18 protein-coding genes and 1 pseudogene are annotated in these 24,639 nt (G+C 48.7%); 18 read left to right on the top strand and 1 reads right to left on the bottom strand.

Features of this window, described 5'->3' with window-relative positions; translation table 11 throughout:
* Positions 1-107 precede the first annotated feature (107 nt).
* The 8 genes from EKN38_RS15275 to EKN38_RS15240 all read left to right on the top strand — a co-directional run bounded on the left by EKN38_RS15275 (position 108) and on the right by EKN38_RS15240 (position 9,477).
* Positions 108-326: an AlpA family phage regulatory protein gene (locus EKN38_RS15275; RefSeq protein ID WP_125310828.1), complete on the top strand. Its 219-nt coding sequence runs from the start codon at positions 108-110 to the stop codon at positions 324-326.
* 471 nt (positions 327-797) lie between these two features.
* Positions 798-1,754, top strand: coding sequence for a plasmid segregation protein ParM domain-containing protein (parM, locus tag EKN38_RS15270; protein WP_125311889.1), 957 nt, complete (start codon positions 798-800; stop codon positions 1,752-1,754).
* Positions 1,755-1,759: 5 nt separating this feature from the next.
* Positions 1,760-2,125 carry a plasmid partitioning/stability family protein gene (locus EKN38_RS15265; protein ID WP_125311891.1) on the top strand — a complete coding sequence of 122 codons (366 nt, stop codon included), beginning with the start codon at positions 1,760-1,762 and terminating at the stop codon, positions 2,123-2,125.
* 281 nt (positions 2,126-2,406) lie between these two features.
* The gene (locus EKN38_RS15260) at positions 2,407-3,843 is read left to right on the top strand and encodes a DNA cytosine methyltransferase (RefSeq protein WP_126522384.1); all 1,437 of its coding nucleotides are present in this window, start codon (positions 2,407-2,409) and stop codon (positions 3,841-3,843) included.
* A 93-nt stretch (positions 3,844-3,936) separates the two neighbouring features.
* Complete coding sequence (locus tag EKN38_RS15255; protein WP_007374361.1) at positions 3,937-5,169, top strand: type II restriction endonuclease; 1,233 nt, start codon at positions 3,937-3,939, stop codon at positions 5,167-5,169.
* A gap of 105 nt (positions 5,170-5,274) precedes the next feature.
* Positions 5,275-6,501, top strand: a complete 1,227-nt coding sequence (locus tag EKN38_RS15250) for an ABC-three component system protein (RefSeq protein ID WP_126522381.1) — start codon at positions 5,275-5,277, stop codon at positions 6,499-6,501.
* Entirely contained in the window at positions 6,498-7,157 is a 660-nt protein-coding gene (locus tag EKN38_RS15245) for an ABC-three component system middle component 1 (RefSeq protein ID WP_126522378.1), read from the top strand. The genes EKN38_RS15250 and EKN38_RS15245 overlap by 4 nt, the downstream gene beginning before the upstream one ends.
* A complete protein-coding gene (locus tag EKN38_RS15240; RefSeq protein ID WP_260480562.1) occupies positions 7,135-9,477 on the top strand; it encodes an AAA family ATPase in 2,343 nt (780 codons plus the stop codon). Before EKN38_RS15245 ends, EKN38_RS15240 begins: the two co-directional genes overlap by 23 nt.
* Positions 9,478-9,575: 98 nt before the next feature.
* On the opposite strand, the pseudogene EKN38_RS15235 reads toward EKN38_RS15240, so the two are convergent.
* Positions 9,576-9,910, bottom strand: a pseudogene (locus tag EKN38_RS15235) (transposase); the annotation flags it as partial.
* A 526-nt stretch (positions 9,911-10,436) separates the two neighbouring features.
* Here EKN38_RS15235 and tssB point away from each other — a divergent pair.
* From tssB to EKN38_RS15185, 10 genes are all read left to right on the top strand, one after another.
* Positions 10,437-10,934: a type VI secretion system contractile sheath small subunit gene (gene tssB / locus EKN38_RS15230; RefSeq protein WP_126522376.1), complete on the top strand. Its 498-nt coding sequence runs from the start codon at positions 10,437-10,439 to the stop codon at positions 10,932-10,934.
* 35 nt (positions 10,935-10,969) lie between these two features.
* Positions 10,970-12,517, top strand: coding sequence for a type VI secretion system contractile sheath large subunit (tssC, locus tag EKN38_RS15225; RefSeq protein WP_180344331.1), 1,548 nt, complete (start codon positions 10,970-10,972; stop codon positions 12,515-12,517).
* A gap of 12 nt (positions 12,518-12,529) precedes the next feature.
* On the top strand, positions 12,530-13,879 hold the full coding sequence (gene tssK / locus EKN38_RS15220; protein ID WP_126522374.1) for a type VI secretion system baseplate subunit TssK: 1,350 nt from the start codon (positions 12,530-12,532) through the stop codon (positions 13,877-13,879).
* Positions 13,876-14,565, top strand: a complete 690-nt coding sequence (gene tssL / locus EKN38_RS15215; protein WP_126522372.1) for a type VI secretion system protein TssL, short form — start codon at positions 13,876-13,878, stop codon at positions 14,563-14,565. Before tssK ends, tssL begins: the two co-directional genes overlap by 4 nt.
* Positions 14,565-16,244, top strand: a complete 1,680-nt coding sequence (locus EKN38_RS15210) for an OmpA family protein (RefSeq protein ID WP_126522370.1) — start codon at positions 14,565-14,567, stop codon at positions 16,242-16,244. The genes tssL and EKN38_RS15210 overlap by 1 nt, the downstream gene beginning before the upstream one ends.
* Positions 16,245-16,247: 3 nt before the next feature.
* Positions 16,248-16,739 carry an Hcp family type VI secretion system effector gene (locus EKN38_RS15205; RefSeq protein ID WP_021241774.1) on the top strand — a complete coding sequence of 164 codons (492 nt, stop codon included), beginning with the start codon at positions 16,248-16,250 and terminating at the stop codon, positions 16,737-16,739.
* 163 nt (positions 16,740-16,902) lie between these two features.
* On the top strand, positions 16,903-19,575 hold the full coding sequence (gene tssH / locus EKN38_RS15200) for a type VI secretion system ATPase TssH (protein ID WP_126522367.1): 2,673 nt from the start codon (positions 16,903-16,905) through the stop codon (positions 19,573-19,575).
* Entirely contained in the window at positions 19,572-21,929 is a 2,358-nt protein-coding gene (locus EKN38_RS15195) for a type VI secretion system Vgr family protein (RefSeq protein ID WP_126522365.1), read from the top strand. The genes tssH and EKN38_RS15195 overlap by 4 nt, the downstream gene beginning before the upstream one ends.
* Positions 21,930-21,944: 15 nt before the next feature.
* Complete coding sequence (locus EKN38_RS15190) at positions 21,945-24,293, top strand: hypothetical protein (RefSeq protein WP_126522362.1); 2,349 nt, start codon at positions 21,945-21,947, stop codon at positions 24,291-24,293.
* Positions 24,283-24,639: a hypothetical protein gene (locus EKN38_RS15185; protein ID WP_126522359.1), complete on the top strand. Its 357-nt coding sequence runs from the start codon at positions 24,283-24,285 to the stop codon at positions 24,637-24,639. Before EKN38_RS15190 ends, EKN38_RS15185 begins: the two co-directional genes overlap by 11 nt.

The raw sequence follows: 24,639 nt of genomic DNA, 5'->3' as shown, positions 1-24,639 counted from the left end.
CCTCATTACAATCCATCGCATACCAGCCAGTTGGCTTAGGTGGAGAATAACGGCGAATCGTTATTCAACAGGTAACTTAATTTCGAACAGTTTAATGAGGTAGAAAGATGATCGTCCATACCCCGACCGTGAAGATTCTTCGCATGCGTGCAGTTACAGCCAAACTCGGCATCGCTCGTTCGACTATTTACGACTGGCTCGATCCGAAGTCACCACGCTACGATGCTACTTTTCCAAAGCAGCGGCGACTGGGGCAACAGTCTGTAGGCTGGGTGGAAGCCGAACTGGATCAATGGCTGATGGAACGTGAAACACCAGTCATTTGAAGCCTGACTGGCAGATATATCGCTCCTGTTCAGGAAATAAATGCTGAAATACAGTCGGGATGAATGCTAATTCAGCCTGTTACGTATTAATTTTATCCGGGGGGAGGCAATAAATCTATTGCAGTACGGCTATTTATATATGGTTATTTAATTGAAAAACATTTCAGGCATATATTACCTGATTGAGTGCCTGATTATTACTGAAAAGGAAATTAACTAATGCACCTGGCTAATAACCAATATATCCGTTTTTTACCGATTTCTGCTATTGATAAAGTTTTCGCTAACAAACCAGATAAACCGATTTCTCATATTTGTCTTACTGGCAATGCTGACTTTTCTCATTGAGCACTTGCTGGCACTGATTCATCTCATCGTGCTCTCAGCTCTGGCTCAATAATCACCTTTTACTCGTCCGGCAACGCCGGAGGGCTCAATATCAACTCACATAAGACTCAACTAAGGTGCAAAATGCGCATTTATATCGACGACGGTTCGACTCATATCAAAATGCTGTGGGTGCAGCACGGCAAAACATTTACTCACATCAGCCCCAACAGCTTCAAACGCGGGTGGTCAGCCACGTTTGGCAACGGTACGCCGTTTAACTACACCGCAGGCGAAGAGAAATACTCGTTTGACCTGATTTCCCCGGATTCACTTACCACCAGCAATATCGAGTGGCAGTACAGCCCGCTCAATGCCGTAGCTGTGCAGCATGCGCTGCTGACCAGTGGACTTCCGCCGCAGTGCGTGGATATCGTAGTGACGCTACCGCTGGCAGAGTTCTATGATGAAGACGCCCAGTACCGGCTTGATAACATTGAGCGTAAGAAACGGAACCTGCTGCAACCTGTGGTACTGAATAACGGTCACGTCTTTACCATCACCCGCGTCACCGTGCGCCCGGAGTCCATTCCTGCCGGGATTGCGCTGTGCGATCAACTCTCGTCCTCCAACTCGGTACTGATTATTGACCTTGGCGGAACGACGCTGGATATCTCGCAGGTCGCAGGCCAGATGTCTTCAGTATCGCGTATTTATGGCGATCCGGCGTTGGGTGTATCGCTGGTGACCGACGAGGTACAACAGGCATTACGTAAAGTCGGTATGGCGCTGTCCCGCTACAACGTGGACCGGTTGATTATCAATCGTTTCGACGATACGTACTTAGCGAACAATATCAACGATCCGCGTGCTGTCGATGGCATAAAGCAGGCAATCCACAGCGGTATTGCACGTTACCGTGCGAGGGTACTGGAAGCGATGGATCGCTTCAAAGGCTATACCCATGTTGCGGTTGTTGGCGGAGGGGCCTGCCTGCTGGCTGATGACATTCGTACTCATGTTAACCTGCGCGAAGATCGTTTCTTTGTAGCACAGGAGCCGCAGTTCGCGCTGGTGCACGGACTGAAAGCCATTGGTTAACGGAGGTGGTCATGACTCGCAGAAAAGTATTGATTTATCTACGGCCTGAAACACATGCCAGCGAGCGCTTTGCTGATACAAGGATAGAGACGCGTCATCGGGGTGATCGCGGTGAACTATCGCGGACAGCATTGCTGGCAGGTATAGCGCTGGGGGAAATTGACAGTCGGTTGCCGTCGGTGCTGGCGGCTCTGTTAGCTGACAATACGAGCCCGGAAACATTACGTATCATGCTGTCGTCGTTTCTAAACATTCAACCGGGTTCTGCTCCGTCTGTAATGGTGACGGCTACGGTGCCATCCCCTGCGGCAACGGAACAACCCACCAGCAGTGTTTCGGCAAAGAATCTGGCGGGTGCTCTGCCAGAGTGATTTGTTTTTGATGTTATATCATTACATAATTCAGATAAAAAACAAGACGCTCAGCCTTTGTGGTCGGGCGTCCTTTGTTTATTTCATTCTGTTCAATATTCTATAACACCATGAATACATGGATTAATTATGTTTCCCTCCATCACACAAGGTCTCCTCACGCACATCATAGTTATGCATCTCATTACTCAGAAAAAGCTTCGCGAATGGCACTATGGATGTATATACAGGGAATTGTTTTGTGCTAATCTGTCACTAATTTAACCCAGAAGATAAATGTCATGAAAGAATTGCAGCCTATCGTCAGAAAATTAATGGAAGAATCACAACAGGCAGCCCAGCTACGTCTGGCCGAAGACCTTGCCCTTCTGAAGCAGGTTCTCGAAATTTATGATCAAAAAACTGTCGCAGAATGCTTACGTTCTGTCAGCAATAATGACTGGACAAGGGAATCCATTAATCGATGGATAAATGGTAAAACTGCCCCCAAACAGCTTGTTGAAGTCGAAGTAAAAATGCTTCATAACCTTTTGCCTGAACCACCAGCCCACCATCCTCATTATGAATTCCGCTTCGTCGATCTTTTTGCAGGCATTGGCGGTATTCGTAGTGGTTTCGAAGCGATTGGCGGACAGTGTGTATTCACCAGCGAATGGAACGAGCAAGCGGTCAGAACCTACAAAGCAAACTGGTATAGCGACCCGAATGAGCATACATTCAACTCCGACATCCGCGAAATCACCTTAAGTGATAAGCCTGACATCCCGGAGTCCGAAGCCTACGCAAACATAGACAAACATATTCCACAGCATGATGTCCTGCTAGCGGGATTCCCCTGTCAGCCTTTCAGTCTGGCAGGGGTCAGCAAAAAGAATTCACTCGGCAGGGCACATGGGTTTGAGTGCGAAACTCAGGGAACACTCTTCTTTGATGTAGCAAGGATCATCGCGGTGAAAAAACCATCAATTTTCGTACTCGAAAACGTGAAAAACCTGAAGAGCCACGATAAAGGGAAAACATTCAAAGTGATTCAACAGACCCTTGATGAACTTGGATATGATGTCGCCGATGTTGACAGCTCAGGAGCATCAGATCCTAAAATCATCGATGGTAAACACTTTTTGCCCCAACACCGCGAACGTATCGTTCTTGTTGGTTTTCGACGTGATCTCAAACTGGCAGAAAATTTCTCACTGCAGGATATTCAGAAATACTATCCCGCAGTTCGTCCTGCATTTAGAGAGCTACTTGATGATGAGGTAGATGAAAAATACATACTAACCGTCAAGCTCTGGGAATATCTCTACAATTACGCGAAAAAACATCAGGCTAAGGGTAATGGTTTTGGATTTGGACTGGTGTCACCCGATGACAGTCATGCTGTGGCAAGAACACTTTCGGCACGCTATCACAAAGACGGCTCAGAGATCCTCATTGACAGGGGATGGGATAAGGATAAGGGCGAAAAAGATTTTGGCGATGCGACAAATCTTGAACACCGTCCCCGTCGTCTGACCCCGCGAGAATGTGCGCGTCTCATGGGTTTTGAAAAACCTGGTGAATGCAAATTCCGTATTCCTGTTTCTGATACGCAGGCTTACCGCCAGTTTGGTAATTCGGTTGTAGTGCCCGTCTTTGAGGCCGTTGCAAAGCTACTGAAGCCGTACATTCAGAAAGCGGTTAGTAGCACTGATGAGCTAATACAAAAGGCAGGCTGATATGATTAAGGGCTGGCGAACACCTGCCCTTAATGTTTTATTTTTTCTCTTAACCCTGTAGATTGGTATCTCTTCGATAAAGGATTGTCCCTTATGAATCAGAACCTAAGAGATATCTTTCAGGCCGCTGCCGGAAAGTACCTGAGCGCTGTCGATGCCGAAGTCACGCGCTCTCATCAGCATGAAATTGGCGGGCTCGTAAAAGTGGGGTTTGGCGATGTACTGGGACGCCCTGGGAAAGATGAAACGCTGGAGCTCATGTGCAAAATGGTTTATATCACCGATGAAACAGGTGAGCCATTGATTGCTGATGATCTCGTCACCTGGTACGATGTCCGCCGAAAATCAAAGACCCGCGCTCCCGAGTACCGGCTTTACTACCGCGAGAATTCAGTTACTGAATCCATCAATGAAGGTGATTTTCTCCTCATTACAAGGCTGGCTAACGGCTCACTCCTGATGTGTTTCACTCCGGCTGACTCTGTCATTGAAGCACAACTACGCGAACTGTTTGGATTGTCGGGCCAGCTTGACGAAACATTCCACCGGGCTGACACAGGCGATAAAAAACTTCTCCTGCCTGTGCAGACTCTGTTTGAACAATTGGGAATAAGCTTCGAGTCTGAACAAAAAACCGACAAGGAACTGTTGGCTTTTCTTCTTGAGCACTATCCTGAAGGTCTCCCTAAATCCCATGTATTCTCCGAACTTGCGCGGAAACGTAAACCTGCAAATCCCAGGAAGGATCCAGACGAAGCACTTATGGAATGGCTCACCGAAGAAGAACATATTTTTCGAACCTACGAGCGCTATCTCGTCAGTAACCGTCTGCGTCATGGATTTGGAGATGATGGCAGTGATGTCGATACCTTCATCGATTTTTCGTTAAGTGTACACAATCGCAGAAAATCACGCATGGGTTTCTCATTTGAAAACCACCTTGGGCATCTTTTTAATTTACATGGACTTAAGTTTGAGAAAGGTTCATCGAAAAAGACAACTGAGAATAAGTCAAAACCAGATTTTCTTTTTCCTTCGTTCGATGCTTATCACGATAAAAATTATGATGCAGAAAAATTAATTCTGCTTGGTGCCAAAACAACATGTAAAGATCGCTGGCGTCAGGTACTGGCTGAAGGCGACCGTCTTAAGACGAAGTATCTGGTGACAATACAACCCGGCATAAGTAAAGCCCAACTGACTGAAATGAGAGATAAACACCTAAATCTCATAGTCCCCTTTCCATTATGGGAAACCTATCCCCATGATGTTCATCAGGAACTGATGTCGGTAAAAGAATTTATAGAATTAGTGGCATCAACTTAGCATGGCTGAACATTGACGCACGATTATCGACAACCCAAAAGTTAATATCGCTGTGATATCATTTCTGTACCAAATACAGCAAACAGTATGGTGAAAGGAGTCAACATGAGCGACGAGGAAGTAAGCAAGTATCCGCATAGCGCTATTTCCACCTGGAGCGGATTTGTCTACCAGGGTAAAGTGGCGCTCTATCATTGTCTCAAATTAATTAGTGCAGGTGATAGTGGATTCGAGTTACAACTGGATAGCACAGATGATTTCGCAATTTACAAAGATGATAAACTCATCAGCGCCCATCAGGTTAAAGCAAAAATTGGTGATTATCGCAGTAACTATAAGGATGCTTTAGAAAAATCGGCCGCAATAGAACTGGATAGAATAGCAGGGATCAAAAGATATTTTCATATATCACAACCCATAAACGATCATAGTGATTACATAGATGCGAATCGCGAACGAGTTGAATTCTATCCATATGGTGAACACCGGCACTGTGAACTTGACAGGATAGAAGATCTAACGAAAGATTTTATTAAAGAAATCTATGTCCGTCAGGCCATATTTTTTGATGATAACCTTATAAATGCAAACTACTGTTTACTATCAGATAAAATTAGCTCACATGCGCTAGCAATTCACAAAAAAATACAAAATGATGGTGATGCTCAACGTAAAGCAGCTTATGAATACCGCATATCGGCAGAAAGTATTCTTGCAGACATAACGGATTCGAGTCCATACGAAAGAAAGGACTACTACGCGATCGAGCTAAAGGCGCGCCTATACACTCACTTGGAAGAAAGGCTAGCTGAATCACTTCTAGGTATGTCGGACGCGGCCTACGAAAGAGCAAGACATATCTACGAGCTTATAAGAAGCTCTGAGGGTGGCGATTTCAAAACACTCTGCCAACTGATGAAGCCCTCAGAAAAGTTTTCACGCATTCAGAACTCTGATATACGTCGGTACACGGACCTCGTGCACACCATTAATGTTGAACCAATTTTAAAACGACTACCGCACTATTTAGACAGCAACAATAAGTTTTACGCACCGACGGCATTGTATTTACCAGAACCAACAGACAAAAAATACTGTACCTCCGAAATTATCGCTGAAATAAAAAATAATGATGATCTAGGCAGGCTGTTGTTCGAATTTAACAATCTCATTGCAGCCAAGGCTAATGAGAGTTTCATAATTGACACCAAGTATACAAACTGCTTCGATATAATCTCCACTGACGATCAAAATCGCATCGACAGCAACATCACCAAAAGTTTATGCATCAGCATTTTAACGAAAGACGACGCAGAGGCTCGACTTAAATGATTATTGACCTCATACATCAAGCTCTGGATGCACACAATTTCTCCAAAATACATGAGAATGACACAACCAGCTTCTATGTTAGAGAGAACGGTACGGCTGTACGATTTGCAGTCTTGCACAGGTTGGATAATTTGATGAAGCCTGGCGATCTTAACGCAACCATCAACCAGTCCGCGCCAGTGGCATTTACATCTGATCCAGCATTTAAAAAGAATTGCGATTTAATCTGCATTCATCACCTTGACAAGCTGGCCGAATTCAAAAATTATGAAGAGCAGATTTTTGAAATCGAAGAAGACCCACATTTCTACAAAAAATACGTACTTTACTATAGTGATGCAGAAGTTGAAGCCATTAAAGGACTAAACTTCACCAAGTTAAACGAATTGATTTCAGATAAAAAACAATTCGATGCTTACAAAAAAGAACCCACATCAGCGACTAAGTACAGTGCGGCTGCTAAGATATTCATTAAGCTGCCTTTTTTGGAGCTTAGTATTAACAAAGCGGAACTAGTTCCACTCCGTTTACAAATTGAAGAGGCTGTGGCAGAAGCAGACCTTACTAAGACGTATGAAACGGTACAAAAAAACGGCCAATTAAATGCAGAGGATTTGATCAAGGAACTGATTAATGATGAACTGGCAAATTTCTAAAATTGAGATTTCAAGCTTTAAAGCTTTCAAAAAAATTCATCTGGATTTCGGTGGTTCATCACTTTTGACATTAGATGGACCCAATGGATTTGGCAAAACTAGCATATTCGATGCTATTGAACTATTGCTAACCGGTAGAATAAAAAGAATTTGTCACCTATTTACAACTTTAATGATGGGTAAAAGAACGAATTATGAAGACAACTTGCTTTGGAATAACCGTTCAGGCAATAATGACCTGACTATAAAAATAGAGTTTATTAGTGGCTTGCACAAGCTTACCCTAGCCAGACATACTCCTGCAGCAAACTTTGACGAGAAATCAAACAATCGAGCAGACCAATTTATCCACCTTAAGCTTTACGAGTTGCCCGAATTCGCGTCCAACGATTATGTAGCAGAAAACCTTCGCAACGAAAACATCATTGAGGAGATTTTTGGCAAAAACTTCAAAGAAAATTTTTCTTATTTGAATTATTTGGAACAAGGCCAAAACCAGCTCCTGCACACACGAGTAGACAAACGTAAAGAGGCATTAAACAACCTCTTCAATATTAGTGATGTAAAAGCAGAAACTGATAGCTGTAAAGCTATTGCTTTGCGGCTTACAAAGTTCATTGGTGATCCAAAGCGTGCTGCAGATTTATCAAGGTTAGAAACAGAGGCCAGTTCACTCAAGGAAATGATTCAAGCTGACCTAGGAGCAATTGAATATAAAAAAATTTCTACCGCAGTGCTACAACCTGGCTGGGATAAAGAGAGCCCATTTCCCACCTATTCTGCGGAAATTCATAGAGAATACATTGAGAATATCCAGAGTCTTCAAAGATTGGTTCTGCTAAAGAGTGCAATACAGACCAGAGATAAAAATGACTCGATCGAAAATTTTATTGAACTTAACAAGGACTCCATAAAAAGCCTAGCGCGTTTTGGCAACGATTTGAACAAACTGGATGGTCTCGAATCCACCAAAAAAGAATTGAACCAGCTGTTCAAGCAAGGAGGGATTATCAAGCGTGGCGCTACAGTCATCAAAGCCGATGAGGCCAAGAGCCTTATTGGATGGCCCCAAGAGCGCTTAAAATTGTTTCTTGAACAAATAGTTACTCGTGATTTGCTTCAGCAACAGAGCGCTTCTAATACCAACGCTGCAGCCGAGCTGAATCGTCTAAAAAAAGAGCTGGTGACTGAGCACGCTAAACTTTATCCCAATGATCAGCATTGCCCACTGTGTGGGGCAGAATGGCATTCCCATGATATTATGCTGCAAAAGATTGAGATCCGAACCACGCAGATTAATGACGTGCTAAACACCGATGGTCAGACCCTAATAAATCTCACTGGGCTGATGGCTGCGGAACTTGCTCAAATTGGCTCTCAGATACAAGGCCGGATAACGCAACTATCCGTTGGTTATAACCAAGCCCTACACAGCTTTCTGCTCCGTGATAAAACACGGTTACCAGCAATTAACCAACTAGCCTCCAGACTTCAAGCCTTAGGGGGAGAGCTAAACTATTCGTTCTCCGAAAATGATGAAGAAGTGGATACTCGAACTCAGTCTTTGATAGCGTTCATCAGAAACCAGAAAATAGCAGAGACAGAGCCTTTGCCGCAAGATTGGAGAAATGTCATCACCTTTGCTTTTAAAGAGTTGCAGGACTTTTATATCGTTGAACTTCAGAATCTGAAAGACAAAGAGCTGTATATCGCAGCTAAAGCAAACGAGGCCCAGAGCGTAAGACTCAAGCAGTGCCTTGATGAGCTACAGGTTATTCAGCGTGAAACCAAAGCAGCGCAGATTGCTAAAGGTAAGGTTACTAACCTAAAGGCTACATTGGAGAAAACAGAACGCCGCTACTCGGAACAAACGATTGCTGAAATTGAGTTGATTTTCCATATTTATAGCGGAAGGCTTATCCAAAACTATCAGCGTGGTTTGGGTCTGTTTATTGAAAGCAAAGATGGTAAAGAGCTCAGGTTTCTTACAGCCGAGAAATCTGAATATGACGCAATTCTGTCGATGAGTTCCGGGCAGGTATCGGCGCTCAGCCTGGGATTTTTCCTCTCGCTGAATAGAGTTTACTCAAACGTACCGCTGATCCTGATCGATGATCCATCCCAGTCGCTGGATGAGGTGAATATTGCCTCTTTGACTGATCTTCTTCGCTGCGAGTTCAGCAATCGTCAGTTGATCGTTTCCTCACACGAGGATGACATTTCCTCATATATGCGCTACCGGTTTACCAAGGCCGGTTTGAGCACCCGATCGCTAAACATGCAACGCTTAGCTAAGGAAGCTCTTGTCGCTGCAGGCTGAGTCATCATGATAGGGGCATATGGAGCGTGCCCACAGGTCTATGGACTGAGATAGAGGTGTGAAATGTCGCTTCAGCCCTGAGACATTCGACAAGCTTTTTATGGCTTCAGTAAGGGCGACTTTCGCGCCTCCAGTGCCAGCAAGTATTTCGCTTCGTCGTACCGGTTTTGGTCTTCCAGCAGCGGTAAATGGTCCTTATCCATTTGAATGCCAGAGCCCGGATTGCAGATTGGTGAGATTTTCCTTTTTCTCGCAGTCCCTGATAATAAATTCTGGCCCAGTATGATGAGTTAACCGTCTTGGTAGCCCATTCGACAAAGGTTTGCCTGACGAACTTGGCACACTGCCATCGCCAGTGAACCCAGAATTTCTGGCCACCTCGCTCAGTCACCGGTGCAATACCAGCGTAGTTTTGAATTTCTTCGGCGCTGTTAACCAAGGCGGCTTAACGTCGCACTAAAGGATGCGGCCAGCGTAGTTGGCACCAGTCGGCAAAACTAGTTGACGTCTAATAATTATCTTTAAAACAAAACTCTCTCCATTACTTAAAATGTTTTTCCAATAAGTCCGTTTTCGGATTTTTCATCACAACGACATGTAACAAAAAATGTAACTGTTACAGTGAGTTATCAGTTCAAAGGTACACATCAGCACCAGGCGGGAACCACACCAATTGCATTGATCTAAATCAATAAAAGATCACATATGCAACATTCAACCATCAGGGCAGTTACTTATAGTTAATAGCCCTGCAAATGACGACATAAGCAGTTAACAAAACAACTTTTTCCCCAATACCTAGAGATGCACTCTGTTACAAAACAGAGGAAAATTCTTAAGAAAATTCTAATTGCAGATCTTTGATCTGCAAAGTTGATCTATGTGAGCAATATGTTCTATCATCGTTTTGTAAAGATACCTCATGGTAACTATCACCACTGACCAACAAAGGGAATGATATGGCAGATTCCAGCTTCCAGAATGAAGTGCCAAAAGCACGTGTCAACATCCAGCTTGACCTGCACACGGGCTCCGCCCAAAAGAAAGTCGAGTTGCCCTTAAAACTTCTCGCGGTGGGAGACTTCAGTAACGGCAAAGAAACACTCCCGCTTTCTGAACGCAATAAATTAAATATTTCCAAAAACAACTTTAATAGCGTTTTGTCCGAGCTTAACCCAGAGGTCAGCATTGATGTTGCTAACACCCTGAGAGGTGATGGTTCTGAAGAAAATATCAAACTCAGCTTTTCTGAAATGAAAGATTTCGAGCCTGAAGCAATAGCAAAGCAAATTCCTCAACTTCGTGCCATGTTAGCCATGCGCAATCTCCTCAGAGACCTCAAGTCAAACCTCCTGGATAACGCCGAGTTCCGCAGATCTCTTGAAACCATACTGAAAGACCCGGCTCTGAGCGAAGAATTAAGACAAGAGCTGAATGCCCTTGCACCTGCCGAATAACAGCAAAATGTTTTTTTAATGGATTAACAGAGAGGATGCTGATGTCTGTGAATACTGAAACACAATCGGTGCAGGGGAACACTACTGTACTTGAGAATAACCCAGACAGCGTGTATGCCTCGCTGTTTGAAAAAATTAATCTGAATCCAGTTTCTCGCCTGGGTGACATTACTGAATATCAGGACGACAGCGTCATGGCCGATGCCTCGGCAGATGAGCGAGTGACCGCAGCCATTCAGGTTTTTATGCAGGTTATTTCAAAATCAGGCCAAAAAGTTGAGAAACTTGATAAATCATTGCTTGATTCGCATATCGCAGAGCTTGATTATCAAATTAGTCGCCAGCTCGATGAAGTTATGCACCACCCGGAGTTTCAACGCGTAGAGTCACTCTGGCGCGGGCTTAAGCACACGGTTGATCGCACAGATTTCCGCCAGAATGTAAAAATAGAAATACTTGATGTTTCTAAAGACGATTTGCGTCAGGATTTTGAAGACGCTCCGGAGATTATCCAGAGTGGTCTTTATCACCATACTTATTCGATGGAATACGATCAACCGGGCGGAGAGCCCATTGCCGCAATCATTTCGTCGTATGAGTTCGATTCCTCCGCTCAGGATGTAGCGTTACTCCGTAATATATCAAAAGTTTCAGCTGCCGCTCATATGCCGTTTATTGGTTCTGTAGGACCAAAATTCTTCCATAAATCCAGCATGGAAGAAGTCGCGGCCATCAAAGACATCGGTAACTATTTTGACAGAGCTGAATATATCAAATGGAAAGCGTTCCGTGACTCTGAGGACTCCCGCTACATAGGGCTGACTATGCCACGTGTGTTGGGCCGTCTGCCGTATGGTCCGGATACCGTCCCGGTGCGCAGTTTCAATTATGTGGAGGAAGTGAAGGGACCTGATCACGAGAAGTATTTATGGACGAATGCATCCTTTGCCTTTGCTGCCAATATGGTGAAAAGTTTTATCAATAATGGCTGGTGCGTACAAATCCGTGGCCCGCAGGCGGGCGGTGCCGTCCAGGACCTGCCAATTCATCTGTACGATCTCGGCACCGGTAACCAGGTGAAAATCCCGTCCGAAGTGATGATCCCGGAAACCCGCGAGTTTGAATTCTCGAATCTGGGATTCATTCCGCTAAGCTATTATAAAAACAGAGATTATTCCTGTTTCTTTAGCGCAAACTCCGCCCAGAAGCCTGCGTTGTACGACACTGCGGATGCGACCGCCAACAGCCGCATCAATGCCCGTCTGCCGTATATCTTCCTGCTGTCGCGTATTGCGCACTACCTGAAGCTCATCCAGCGTGAAAATATCGGTACCACCAAAGACCGTCGCCTGCTTGAGCTGGAGCTCAATACCTGGGTGAAAGGTCTTGTGACCGAGATGACCGATCCGGGCGATGATCTCCAGGCTTCACACCCGCTTCGCGATGCCAAAGTCATCGTTGAAGACATCGAGGATAACCCGGGTTTCTTCCGCGTGAAACTCTTTGCCGTCCCTCACTTCCAGGTTGAAGGCATGGACGTCAACCTGTCGCTGGTATCCCAGATGCCTAAAGCAAAAGCATAAGGCAGGGCAGGGATGAAAATTTATCGTCCACTGTGGAACGAGGGGGCTTTACTGTCCCCTCAACAGTTCCAGCAGCAGGCTGAATGGGAGTCTTTTCGCAGTGCCGGTGCATCAGCACTGGCATCCCCATTCCCTTGGGGCGTGGAAAAGATTGAGTTTAATGACAGTCTTCTGTCGTCCGGTCTGATTCAGATTACGCAGTTACGTCTCTGGCTGGAAGATGGTTCGCTGATTGACGCACAAAGGAGCGATCTGCCTCCGGCACCACGTGAGTTAGATGCCAGCCTGCTGGCAGGTCGTGATGCGGTAACCGTCGTTATCGCACTGCCTCACATGCAGCCAGGTGTTGCCAACGTGGAACAGGAAGGCGTCACTCCAGACCGTCCGCTCCGCTATCGTGAAGAATGGGTGACTTTGCAGGATGCCTTTGGCTCTGAAGAAGAATCTATGGCCGTTGCCCGGTTTAACTTCACTATCCGGTTTGCTCATGAAAGTAATGATTCCTGGAAAGTCTGCCCGGTAGCAAGGCTTATCCGGGATGGACAAAATGCGTGGAGACAGGATCCGTCTTTTATTCCTCCAGTGGCATCTTTTGGGGCAAGTCCGGTCCTTCGCGAACGTCTGGTGCTGCTCAATCGCCAGCTTCGCTCCCGACGCCAGCGACTGATGACAATGCGTCGTGAAAGTAACGAAAGACTCGCCGATTTTGCCGTCGCCGATGTATCCCTTTTCTGGTTGCTGAATGCGCTGAATTCCCACGCCAGGGTGCTGACGGAATACGAACTTTTTCCTTCCCGTCCGCCAGAACAGGTGTGGGCGGAGCTCGCTCGTCTGGCAGGCAGTATGCTGACCTTTTCGCTGGACCATGATCTTGACGCCATACCGGGCTATGACCACGAGGAACCGGCCAACGCATTTCCTCCGCTGTTCGACCTGATAACGGGTTTGCTGGAAGCAAGTCTGCCATCCCGGGTCATTGCTCTGGAAATGTCCCGACCGGACGGACAGACCTGGAAGGCCAACCTCCACGATATCCGCCTGCGTGAAGAGGCCGACCTTTATCTCTCTGTGCGCTCGGATATCCCGGCCTGGCAGGTCGCCGAGAAATTCCCTGCACTCTGTCAGGCGGGTTCACCTGATGATGTCCGCGAGATCTATGGTGCGGCACTCAAGGGGATCCCTTTGATCCCGGTGAGCAGAGTCCCGGCAGCATTGCCTGTACGCATGGAAAACCAGTACTTCGCCCTTGATATGGAAAGTCCCGCTGCACATGAAATGCAGGAGCAGGGGGTGTGTATGTTCTATGTGCCTGAGCTACTTGGCGCCTTGGAACTTGAACTGTTTGCGGTATTGCGCTCATGAGACAGGATATTGATATCGACCAGCTGATGGCGGAGACCTGGCTTACCGTCACCATGCTTAAAAAAGGTGCCGTCACGCTTGATGGCACTGCGCTTTACAACAAATGCGTTAAACAGGTTGAAACTGTGCGGGAAGCGCTAGAGCGTGCCGGTTATGACGACGCCAGTGTGGAGCATATTTCCTACGCACAATGTGCCCTGCTGGACGAAACGGTGATGAGCCGTAAGTCTGAAAAAAGCGAAGAAGGAGAGGAACCGAAAGTTGATGAAGGCCAGGTGGCCTGGCGTAAAGCGCCGCTTCAGGCCCGTTTTTTTGGCTCACTTCGGGCTGGTGAAGCACTATGGGATCGCATTGCAGAAGTTCTGCGTCAGCCCTCACCAAACCCGGCCGTTTTAACCTGCTATCACCGGGTGATAGCGCTGGGCTTTCAGGGGTTATACAGCCTGAAAGCGGTCAGCCAGTCGCAACGTGATGAGGTAATGAAAACCCTTTCTGAACGTGTTTCTCCGCCTGATGCTGGCCTGTCTCTGGTTGTTCACCGGATGGGTAAACATCGCTGGAGTCTGATGCGCTCAGTCTGGTTCTGGATAGTGCTCGCCATCATTCTTACGGGCGTTACCTGGTGGGGGGGCCATCTCTGGCTCCAGGCACTCTTGTCAGCACAAATACCGGAGCTGCATGGCTAATGCGTAGATCAGTCATCATTCCGGTAGTCCTGCACGCCCTGGCAGCCGTTGCCACGTTGTTATGGTTGCTGTGGTATTTCATCCCGACAGGCAACGTTTTTAACGGTCTGTCCACGCTGCTGATCCTCGTTCTGGCAGGCTGGTATGTTTTTAAAAACTGTCGGAGCGAAGAGCTCACATCCGACGTTACCCTCCCGGCCGCTGAACTGCCTTTACCCGACGCCCGGGGTCCCGTTGTACTGGTGTGCGGTGACATGCTGGACGCGTTATTTCAGGGGAGTCCTCTGCGTAAAACAGCCCAGGGATGGTGGCTGCGGGCGGGTGACGTCAACCGGTTAACTGACGTTGTCCGCAGTATCCAGACGCAGTTCCCGCGCCAGGTTGGTCAGCTTTCGGTGATGTACCGCTGCCTTCCAGACCATCATCAGGATGAAGCCGTTCTTCGTTCCGCACTGAAAACGCTCCGCCAGCAGTGTAAGCAGATTAAATCCCTGACGGGTTTCACCCTGCCGGTTGTGTTGAGTGCAGAATTTTCCGGGCCAGAAACGCCCTGGATAATCGTTCGGGGTGATAAACCGATTGTCTGTCCGGTAAATGATTCGCCGCAGGCTTTTATCGACTGGCAGCAGTCGGAAGACAATATCCTGGCACTGCCAGCCGTCAGCGAGGCATTTTCCTTTATCCGTAATACGCTGGCTGAAGAGCTGGATAAGCCTGATCGGTTAACGCCTCCAGAACGAGCATTCTCTGTGGCAATGCGCCTCGGTACCGTCCTTCCCGGTACTGAGTCAGTCTGGGCCGACTGGCTATATACCCGCACCTGTTTGCAGTTTTTCAGAAAACCAGGGCAGACAGCCCCGGCAAGTTTGTTTCCGGATGCGGTTCTGCCGCTGCTGGCACCTTTTGCTTCAACTGTGCAGGGGGGCCAGCGTACCCGTCGCCTGATCCTGCTGATGTGGCTGTGTGCACTGACCGCATTGGGTATTTCTGCGCTCAATAACCGTGACCTTATCCGTCAGGTGAGTACCGATTTACAGCGCTGGAATGCAATCCCGATGAACCACTATCGCCCTAAGGCAGAATCACTGGCCGCCCTGAAGCAGGATGCCCTCCTGCTTGAACGCTGGCAGCGCCAGGGTGAGCCTTTGCGTTACAGCCTGGGCTATTATCCGGGCCAACGACTGTGGCTGGCCTTGCAACAGGCTATTGATACCTGGACGCCTCCACCTGCACCTAAACCAAAACCAGTACCGAAAATTGTTCGTCTCGACAGCATGTCGCTGTTTGATTCCGGTAAGTCCGTGCTGAAACCGGGCTCCACCAAAATGCTGGTCAACTCGCTGGTCGGAATCAAAGCCAGACCAGGCTGGCTCATCGTGGTCAGCGGCCACACAGACAATACCGGTAGCGTTCAGCTCAACCAGACCCTGTCTTTACAACGAGCTGAGGCCGTCCGTAACTGGATGCGTGATACCGGGGACGTACCGGAAAGTTGCTTTGCCGTGCAGGGTTACGGTGACAGCCGACCGATTGCATCAAACGACACGCCTGATGGCCGTGCGCATAACCGGCGTGTCGAGATCAGTCTGGTACCGCAGGCTGACGCCTGTCGTCTGCCAGGCGCAAAACACGCGTCACAGGATGTACGTGACGTTTCAACTCAAGAAATGGAGAAGTAAAACATGGCAATCCCAGTTTATCTGTGGCTGAAAGACGATGGCGGCGCTGACATCAAGGGTTCCGTAGATGTGAAAGATCGCGAAGGGAGCATCGAAGTTGTTGCTCAGGAACACAACCTGTACATCCCGACCGATAACAATACTGGCAAACTGACCGGCACCCGTATTCATACACCGTTCCTGTTTACCAAAGAAATCGACTCTTCCAGCCCGTACCTTTACAAAGCCGTGACCACGGGCCAGACCCTGAAGTCTGCTGAATTTAAGTGGTACAAAATCAACGACGCAGGCCAGGAAGTTGAGTATTTCAACACCAAACTGGAAAACGTCAAGCTGGTGAAAGTTGCACCAAAAATGCACGACATCAAGGATGCCTCCTTCGAGAAGCATAACCACCTTGAGCAAATCGAGCTGCGCTACGAAAAAATCACCTGGACCTACAAAGACGGCAACATCATTCATTCCGATTCCTGGAACGAACGCACCACAGCATAAGACTCTGGCGGGCAGATCCCTTCTGTCCGCCTTTTTGTTTTGCTCCGCACAGCGCCTGTCAGACGGACGCTTTGCAGAGCAGTTTCACAATTTATCGGCATGAACCTTATGGGCATCGGTTGACGGCCAGGGGCGGTAGCGTGCCTGAACAAGAGGGAACGACATGGAACATCATTCAGCAGTCCTGCTACGACGACTTAACCCTTATTGCGCCAGAGCACTGGAGGGGGCGGCTTCTTTATGTCAGACCCGTGCGCATGCAGAAATCACGCCTGAGCACTGGCTGCTGAAACTGCTGGAGCAGGGGGAAGGTGACCTGACCGTTCTTGCCCGACGCTATGAATGGGATATGGATGCCGTCTGGCAGTCACTTCTGAGCTGGCTGGATGCACAGCCTCGTTCAGTTCGCACACGCCCGGAGCTTTCTGCTTCCCTCCAGACCCTTCTGAAACAGGCCTGGCTTGCCGCCACGCTCGCGGGAGATGAGCAGATCCGAAGCATACATTTGCTTACGGCCATGATTGAAACGTCAGGGCTGACGCGCTGCGATGGCCTCTGGCCGTTGATGACCCTGACCGCTAGCCAGCTTGAGAGGCTACGCCCCTTACTGGAAACCCAGTCAGATGAACGGCATGAGCTTGCACTCAGCGAACAGACTGGCAATGCCGCCATAATTGGTCGGGCGGCGCCGTTGAAGCAGGAAGCACAAAACCCTGGTGACGGTGGAAGCCCACAACCTGCCGTTTCGCAGGAAGAGTCCGTTCTCAATCGTTTTACGGTTGATGTGACTGCCCGTGCCCGGGGAGGAAAAATTGACCCGGTCTTTGGTCGCGATAACGAAATCCGTCAGATGGTGGATATTCTCTCCCGACGTCGTAAGAACAACCCCATTCTGGTAGGTGAGCCAGGCGTCGGCAAAACGGCCCTGGTTGAAGGCCTGGCGCTACGTATTGCTGAGGGCAATGTGCCCGAAAGTCTTAAGCCCGTCATCGTCAGGACACTGGATCTGGGTTTGCTTCAGGCGGGTGCCGGTGTAAAGGGGGAGTTCGAGCAGCGTCTGAAAAATATCATCGACGCCGTCCAGCAATCCCCTGTGCCGGTGCTGCTCTTTATCGATGAAGCTCATACCATCATCGGGGCCGGTAATCAGGCGGGCGGGGCGGATGCTGCCAACCTGCTGAAACCGGCTCTGGCACGCGGCGAACTGCGCACCATTGCGGCCACCACGTGGAGCGAATACAAGCAATATTTCGAACGTGATGCAGCCCTTGAACGCCGCTTCCAGATGGTTAAGGTTGATGAGCCTGATGATGATACGGCCTGCCTGATGCTGCGTGGCCTTAAATCCCGCTATGCCGAACACCATGGTGTGCATATTACCGGCGAGGCCGTCCGTGCAGCGGTGACGCTTTCCCGTCGCTATCTGACCGATCGCCAGTTACCTGATAAAGCGGTGGACTTACTGGATACCGCAGCGGCCCGGGTACGGATGAGCCTGGATACGCTGCCTGAACAACTGACCCGGTTGCAGGCGCAACTGACTGCGCTTGCCATGGAACAGCAGGAGTTACTGGAAGATATTTCCCTGGGTAACACCGTTGATGCCAGCCGCCTGCCGCAGATCGAACAACTGACTCTGGATCTCAACCAGCAGAAAGCTGCCCTTCAGTCACAGTATGAAATCGAAAAGCAGCTCACCGACTCGCTGAAAGCCTGCCGGGAAGATATCAGCCGCCAGAAGGAGGTCTCCGGTTTCCAGCAGGAGCTCTCCCAAATTCAGAATAACAGCCCATTACTGGGTCTGGATGTTGATGTCCGCACCGTTGCGACCGTTATCGCCGACTGGACAGGGGTTCCTCTCTCGTCGCTGATGAAGGATGAGCAAACCGAATTACTGACGCTGGAAGAACAACTGGCAACCCGTGTCGTCGGACAGAGCCCTGCCCTGAATGCCATAGCGCAACGACTGAGAGCGTCAAAAACCGGTCTCACGCCGGAAAACGGGCCACAGGGCGTGTTTTTACTGGTGGGGCCAAGCGGGGTGGGCAAAACAGAGACCGCGCTGGCACTTGCTGACGTCATGTACGGTGGCGAGAAATCGCTCATTACCATCAACCTGTCTGAATACCAGGAGCCGCACACGGTCTCGCAGTTGAAAGGCTCCCCTCCGGGCTATGTCGGATATGGTCAGGGCGGTATTCTCACCGAGGCGGTCCGTAAGCGGCCGTACAGCGTGGTGCTGCTCGATGAAGTGGAGAAGGCCCACCGGGATGTGATGAACCTGTTTTATCAGGTCTTTGACCGGGGCTTTATGCGGGACGGGGAAGGGCGTGAAATCGATTTCCGCAATACCGTGATCCTGATGACGTCCAACTTGGGCAGCGATCAGTTGATGCAGCTGCTGGACGAGCAACCAGAAGCCACGGAGAGCGATCTGCATGAATTGTTACGTCCGACCCTGCGCGATCATTTCCAGCCAGCGCTGCTGGCCCGCTTCCAGACGGTGATATACCGGCCGCTGGCAATGGATGCCATGCGCACCATCGTCGGCATGAAGCTCGCACAGGTGAGCAAGCGTCTGCAACGCCACTACGGCATTTCAACTCACATTGGCGAAAGTCTCATCGACACCCTGACGACAGCCTGTCTGCTGCCGGATACCGGTGCCCGTAACGTCGACAGTCTGCTTAACCAGCAGATCCTGCCGGTTCTGAGCCAGCAGTTATTGAGCCATATGGCGGCAAAACAAAAGCCGTCTTCACTACAGCTGACCTGGGATGACGAACAGGGCATTGTGCTGGCATTTGATGAAGAGGCAGAAGGAGAGGCGTCATGAGCGGAACACTTATCAGGAAGGCCACCGACGCGGTGCAACAGCTGTTAGGGCAGTCACGTTATCGGGTTGATGTGCATGAATGCAGCGATTTCCTTGATGTTCTGCGTTACAGCGCGGTTGAATCACTTAGCCAGCCATGGCGCTATGACGTGGCGGTCACCTGCTCCTCTAAGGATATCGCCTGTGACACGTTACTGCTGAAACCCGCGTCATTTACCTTCCAGACCCCAATGTTTGACGGGGCACCGGCACTGCCGGTCCGGACAGTTTTTGGCGTAGTGGCGTCGTTCCGCCGCGTATCTACGTCGAATGATGATACCCATTACGCGCTGACTATCGTTCCACGTATTGCTCTACTGGGCTATACGAAAGGGAGCGAGATCTACCTCAATCAGTCGGTTATTGAGGTGGTTGAACAGGTGCTGCGTAAACACGGTCTGGAAGGGCCTGATTTTGAGTTCCGTCTCTCCCGGGAGTATCCATCCCGGGAACTCATCACCCAGTGGCGGGAAACCGATCTTGAGTTTGTTCAGCGTCTGCTGGCGGAGGTGGGCATTTACTGGCGCTATGAAATGGACGGCCGTCTTGAACAGGACGTTGTGATTTTTCAGGACAGCCAGGAGCAGTATGAGTTTGGCGTCACGCTGCCGTTACGCAACCAGGCCGGGATGAGTGACAGCGGGCAGGAGAGCATCTGGGATATTCAGACCGCATACAATGTGGTGAGCGGAAGTGTGGCCACCCGTGACTACAACTACCGCGAAGCGCTGAAACCTCAGGACAGTACTGAAAGCATTTTTAGCAAAGAAGGGATCACCGCCGGAGAAACGTACCATTATGCGGAACCCTTCCTGTCTGAAGGTGATACTGAAAGCACAGAGACCGGAGCATACTTCGCCCGTCTGCGTCACGAACGCATTCTGAATGCGCAATATCAGGTCACCGGGCATTCCTCCAGCCCTCATCTGGCTCCGGGTCAGGTACTGGAAACGGACGAAACGCTTCCCGATGCCGTCAGGGAAGGCATCGTCATCACCACGGTGCGCACCAGCGGTTCGCGCAAAAGTAGCTTTACGCTGACGTTCGAGGGTATCCCCTACAGTGAAACCGTCTGTTATCGTCCGGCACTGCTCAATCGCCCGGTGATATCCGGATCGCTTCCAGCCCGGGTGGAAAGCACACAGAAAGGCGACACCTATTCCTGGCTCGACCCGGACGGGCGCTACCGGGTAAAACTGGACTTTGACCGCAACAGTCCTGAACAGGGTTATGCCTATTTATGGCTGCGACTGGCTAAACCCTATGCCGGTGATACGTACGGATTCCACTCTCCACTTATCGACGGAACGGAAGTGGCCGTCGTTTTTGACGGCGGAGACCCGGATCGTCCTTACATCGCTTATGCCCTGCATGATTCAGAACATCCGGACCATGTCACCAGTGACAATCATACGCGGAACGTGTGGCGTACCCCGGCGAACAATAAGCTGCGGATGGAGGATAAGCGCCAGGAAGAGCATATCAAGCTCGCGACGGAATACGGCAAAACGCAGCTGAACCTGGGACACCTCGTCAACAGCCAGCGTGAAAAGCGCGGGGCTGGTTTTGAACTGCGAACGGATGAGCATGGCGCAGTACGTGCGGCAAAAGGGCTGTTCCTGACGGCTGATGCCCAGGCCAAAGCCCAGGGACCGGTACTGGAAATGGCGCCTGCCATCAATCAGATTAACCAGGCCAACAGCCAGATGCAGGCGCTGAACAGCGCAACTGAAGCCGCCGGAGCCCTGGTCAGTGACATCAACACCCAGATTAGTTTTGTGACCGACAAAATCAGGGACCTCCAGTCTGCGGTGCTGCTGGGTAGCGCGCCGCACGGGGTGGCATTTACCTCAGGTGAACATCTTCAGCTCAGCAGCGCCCGCAACACCATGATCAATGCCGGTCAACATCTTGATATCGGCGCGATGAAGAATCTGTCTGTAACGGTAGAAAAAGCCCTGGGGATGTTTGTCCATAAAGAAGGGGCTAAGCTGGTTGCCAACCAGGGAGACATCGAGATTCAGGCTCAGCACAACACAATGGCCCTGTTTTCTGAAAAGCAGCTGACGGTGACGAGCAGTGAAGACGAAATTATTATCAGCACCCCGGAAACGCTGACGCTGAACGGTGGCGGGTCTTACCTTAGGCTGAGTAAGAACGGCATTGAACACGGCTCATCTGGTGAGTTCATTATGAAGACGTCTGACTATCTGGTACCAGGCTCAGGCGCAAATCTCCCCAACGAAACACCCAATTTCAGCCTGACGGATATCACTCAGGAAAGCAAAATCAGCAGCAAGTCATTTAACGACTGACAGGGAGTGTGAATCGTGTCTGTTTTACCCAAAATTGTCTGGCCGATCCCTTCCAATAACCGGGGAAGTGAGTTCAAAAATCAGGAAGAGATCCTCTCTCATATCGGGGGGGAATCCACCGGGCAGTATATGATTGGCCGCAGTGGCATGTGGCATGGCGGGATCCATATCACCGAAGCCACGACCCCTTGGTGTGCCCTTAGTGGGAAGTCTCCTCTTGAAGCACTGGATTTCCCGGTCCCCTTTAAAGGTGAGCAGGCCGTGCGATGCATGGCTGACGGTGAAGTGGTTGCTTATCGTGTCTGCAAGGATTATCTCACGCTTGGGTGGGAATCCGGCCCGCTTAGCTTTTCCGGTTCGTTTGTTCTGGTTAAACACTTTATTCAACCGGGGGAAAAAGAATCCAGCGGGCTGCATTTCTATACCCTGTATATGCACCTTGCTCCCTATTCAGCCTATAGTGTCAATCCGGCGGAAACAAAGTGGACAGTCCAGGATACGCTTACTGCCTACGATCCAGAATGGGTCATGACCGCCAGTACCAACAATAAAAGTACCAGTGAAAGCTATCGCAAGGGCACGATCCCAAAAGGATCTATTGTTGAGTGGGATAAAACAGACAGCGGCCTCCATACCGTTGCATTTAATAAGCGAGAGTATGGCCTTGTTACATTTGTCAGCCTCTCAGAACAGGCAATGCAAAAGGGTAAGAAAACATCCCTGAAGCCAGGGCAGAAATACTGGATGCTTGTGGACAAAAACAACCTGTCTCCTGGCACTGATGGGGTGGTACAACCTTCCTGGTGGCAGAAACTTATGCCACCAGCAAAAGAAGCGATGAAATTTGACCAGGTAGTATGCCCGACGCCCTATGCTATCAGCGCCGGTGATCCTGTTGGCCATATGGGATATTATCAGGCACCTAAGGACGGAGGATATGAAGCGCGATACCAGGTTCATATCGAATGCACGAGTATGGATGATAATCTGGAAAAGTTCCTGACCAACCCTGAGCAGGTGGAAGAAAAAAATCCAATCTGGCTGAAGTACTCTCCGGGCCTTGCGTTGTACAAAAAAGATGTTGCAACAGGAACATTCACAAAGGATACAAGGGTAACAACCAGAGCGGGGACCCTTCCACTGAGTCAGGTGCAAATGGAAGTCGATAAGTCGACCAAACAGGAATACTGGCAGCTGCGACCAGAAAATGCTTACGTCCCCAAAGGCCAGGCGGAACCTCAACTTTTGTCGCAGTATGATCTGGCAAAGCTGGGCTTCAGAACTGAAACCGCAGAACCAGCCAGCTTTGATTACCTGGATGGAAAAAACCAGCCCACTGGATTCTTCCGTAACCTCATCGATTCGCTCTACCAGGCCGCGATAGATGATACACGAACCAGTCATGCTCTCGTGAAGCATAATTATCAGCGCCTGCTGGATAAAATTGACAGCGGAAGTGACCGATATTCGCCAATGGAGTACTGGAGAGCACTTCATAATCCCGACTATCGTGACGTTATTCAGAAAACAATCGTAAAACATCCCAGCGATTGGTACTTCAAAAAAGGTGATGCTATCTGGCAACCTTTCCTCAATGCGCTGAAAAAAGATGCGCCAGAATGGAAGAAATACAGTGAAGATTTTATCGATAAAATGGCATGGATGCAGGATGTTACATCCGAAAAACTAGGACCTTCACTGTGGCATATGCATCCGATTATGTTCTTAGGCTTTATGAAAAAATCATCAGGAACATGGCCGCTTGGGAAAACTTCAGAGCGTTATGAATCTGGAGGAAGGGGGCCTGGTGTAATTTCATCTGGAAAAGGTGATCATGGTGGTGTGTCATATGGGATGTATCAATTATCTTCTAAAATGGGAACGGTTAATAAATATATTGCTGTGTCAAAATACCAAGATTTATTCGAAGGTAAAGTACCTGCCACACCTGAATTCAATAAAGTATGGAAAAAAATTGCGGTCGATCACAAAGAAGAATTTGCACAGGATCAGCATCTTTTCATTGAAAAAACACACTATCAAGTACAAATAGACTTGTTAGCATCTAAAGGGCTAAATTTCTCACATTCTCGTGCCGCAATCAATGATATGATTTGGTCGACTTCCGTTCAATATGGCCCTACAACTGGTTTAATTTCGAGAGCGTTGAAAGGGAAGGATTTTGAAACATTAACAGATGCAGATGTGATAACTATTGTTCAGGACTATAAAATAAATCATGTTGAAGATCTTTTCCCTTCATCCCCGACTTGGTGGGACGATCTAAAAACACGAGCTCTGACAGAGAAGAAAGATTTATTAAAGTTAAATGAGTTGAATCTGGAGTTAAAAAATGAAGATTAAATTACTTGCATTACTTATTTGTTTGCCTGTTGTTTCTTTTGCAAAAGAACCACAAACTTGCAATTCCTCGATGCAATCTCATCCGGATATGATCGATTGCATACAAACCAGCACAAAAAAAACAGAGGACTCCATTAAAGAGATTATTACCAAATCTGGCAAGGAGTATTCAATTGATATGGCGTTTTATAATAGTCAACGGAAGTCTATTTCTGAACGATGCAGCTTATATAACTCGATGGAAGGTCAACGAACAGATTTGATAGAAAACCAATGCGAATATGATGGTGTAGAGCAACTAAATGATTTTATTAAAACCTATATGAAGACGGTTGATAATTATTAA

Source organism: Enterobacter sp. WCHEn045836 (assembly GCF_003965585.1).
Taxonomy (GTDB): domain Bacteria; phylum Pseudomonadota; class Gammaproteobacteria; order Enterobacterales; family Enterobacteriaceae; genus Enterobacter; species Enterobacter dissolvens.
This window is presented reverse-complemented; position numbering and strand designations above follow the sequence as displayed.

What these genes read in the sequence shown, in the direction of transcription:
- EKN38_RS15275 (WP_125310828.1), top strand. Translation starts at nt 108, where the DNA reads ATGATCGTCCATACCCCGACCGTGAAGATTCTTCGCATGCGTGCAGTT.
- parM (WP_125311889.1), top strand. Translation starts at nt 798, where the DNA reads ATGCGCATTTATATCGACGACGGTTCGACTCATATCAAAATGCTGTGG.
- EKN38_RS15260 (WP_126522384.1), top strand. Translation starts at nt 2,407, where the DNA reads ATGAAAGAATTGCAGCCTATCGTCAGAAAATTAATGGAAGAATCACAA.
- EKN38_RS15255 (WP_007374361.1), top strand. Translation starts at nt 3,937, where the DNA reads ATGAATCAGAACCTAAGAGATATCTTTCAGGCCGCTGCCGGAAAGTAC.
- EKN38_RS15250 (WP_126522381.1), top strand. Translation starts at nt 5,275, where the DNA reads ATGAGCGACGAGGAAGTAAGCAAGTATCCGCATAGCGCTATTTCCACC.
- EKN38_RS15245 (WP_126522378.1), top strand. Translation starts at nt 6,498, where the DNA reads ATGATTATTGACCTCATACATCAAGCTCTGGATGCACACAATTTCTCC.
- EKN38_RS15240 (WP_260480562.1), top strand. Translation starts at nt 7,135, where the DNA reads ATGATGAACTGGCAAATTTCTAAAATTGAGATTTCAAGCTTTAAAGCT.
- tssB (WP_126522376.1), top strand. Translation starts at nt 10,437, where the DNA reads ATGGCAGATTCCAGCTTCCAGAATGAAGTGCCAAAAGCACGTGTCAAC.
- tssC (WP_180344331.1), top strand. Translation starts at nt 10,970, where the DNA reads ATGCTGATGTCTGTGAATACTGAAACACAATCGGTGCAGGGGAACACT.
- tssK (WP_126522374.1), top strand. Translation starts at nt 12,530, where the DNA reads ATGAAAATTTATCGTCCACTGTGGAACGAGGGGGCTTTACTGTCCCCT.
- tssL (WP_126522372.1), top strand. Translation starts at nt 13,876, where the DNA reads ATGAGACAGGATATTGATATCGACCAGCTGATGGCGGAGACCTGGCTT.
- EKN38_RS15210 (WP_126522370.1), top strand. Translation starts at nt 14,565, where the DNA reads ATGCGTAGATCAGTCATCATTCCGGTAGTCCTGCACGCCCTGGCAGCC.
- EKN38_RS15205 (WP_021241774.1), top strand. Translation starts at nt 16,248, where the DNA reads ATGGCAATCCCAGTTTATCTGTGGCTGAAAGACGATGGCGGCGCTGAC.
- tssH (WP_126522367.1), top strand. Translation starts at nt 16,903, where the DNA reads ATGGAACATCATTCAGCAGTCCTGCTACGACGACTTAACCCTTATTGC.
- EKN38_RS15195 (WP_126522365.1), top strand. Translation starts at nt 19,572, where the DNA reads ATGAGCGGAACACTTATCAGGAAGGCCACCGACGCGGTGCAACAGCTG.
- EKN38_RS15185 (WP_126522359.1), top strand. Translation starts at nt 24,283, where the DNA reads ATGAAGATTAAATTACTTGCATTACTTATTTGTTTGCCTGTTGTTTCT.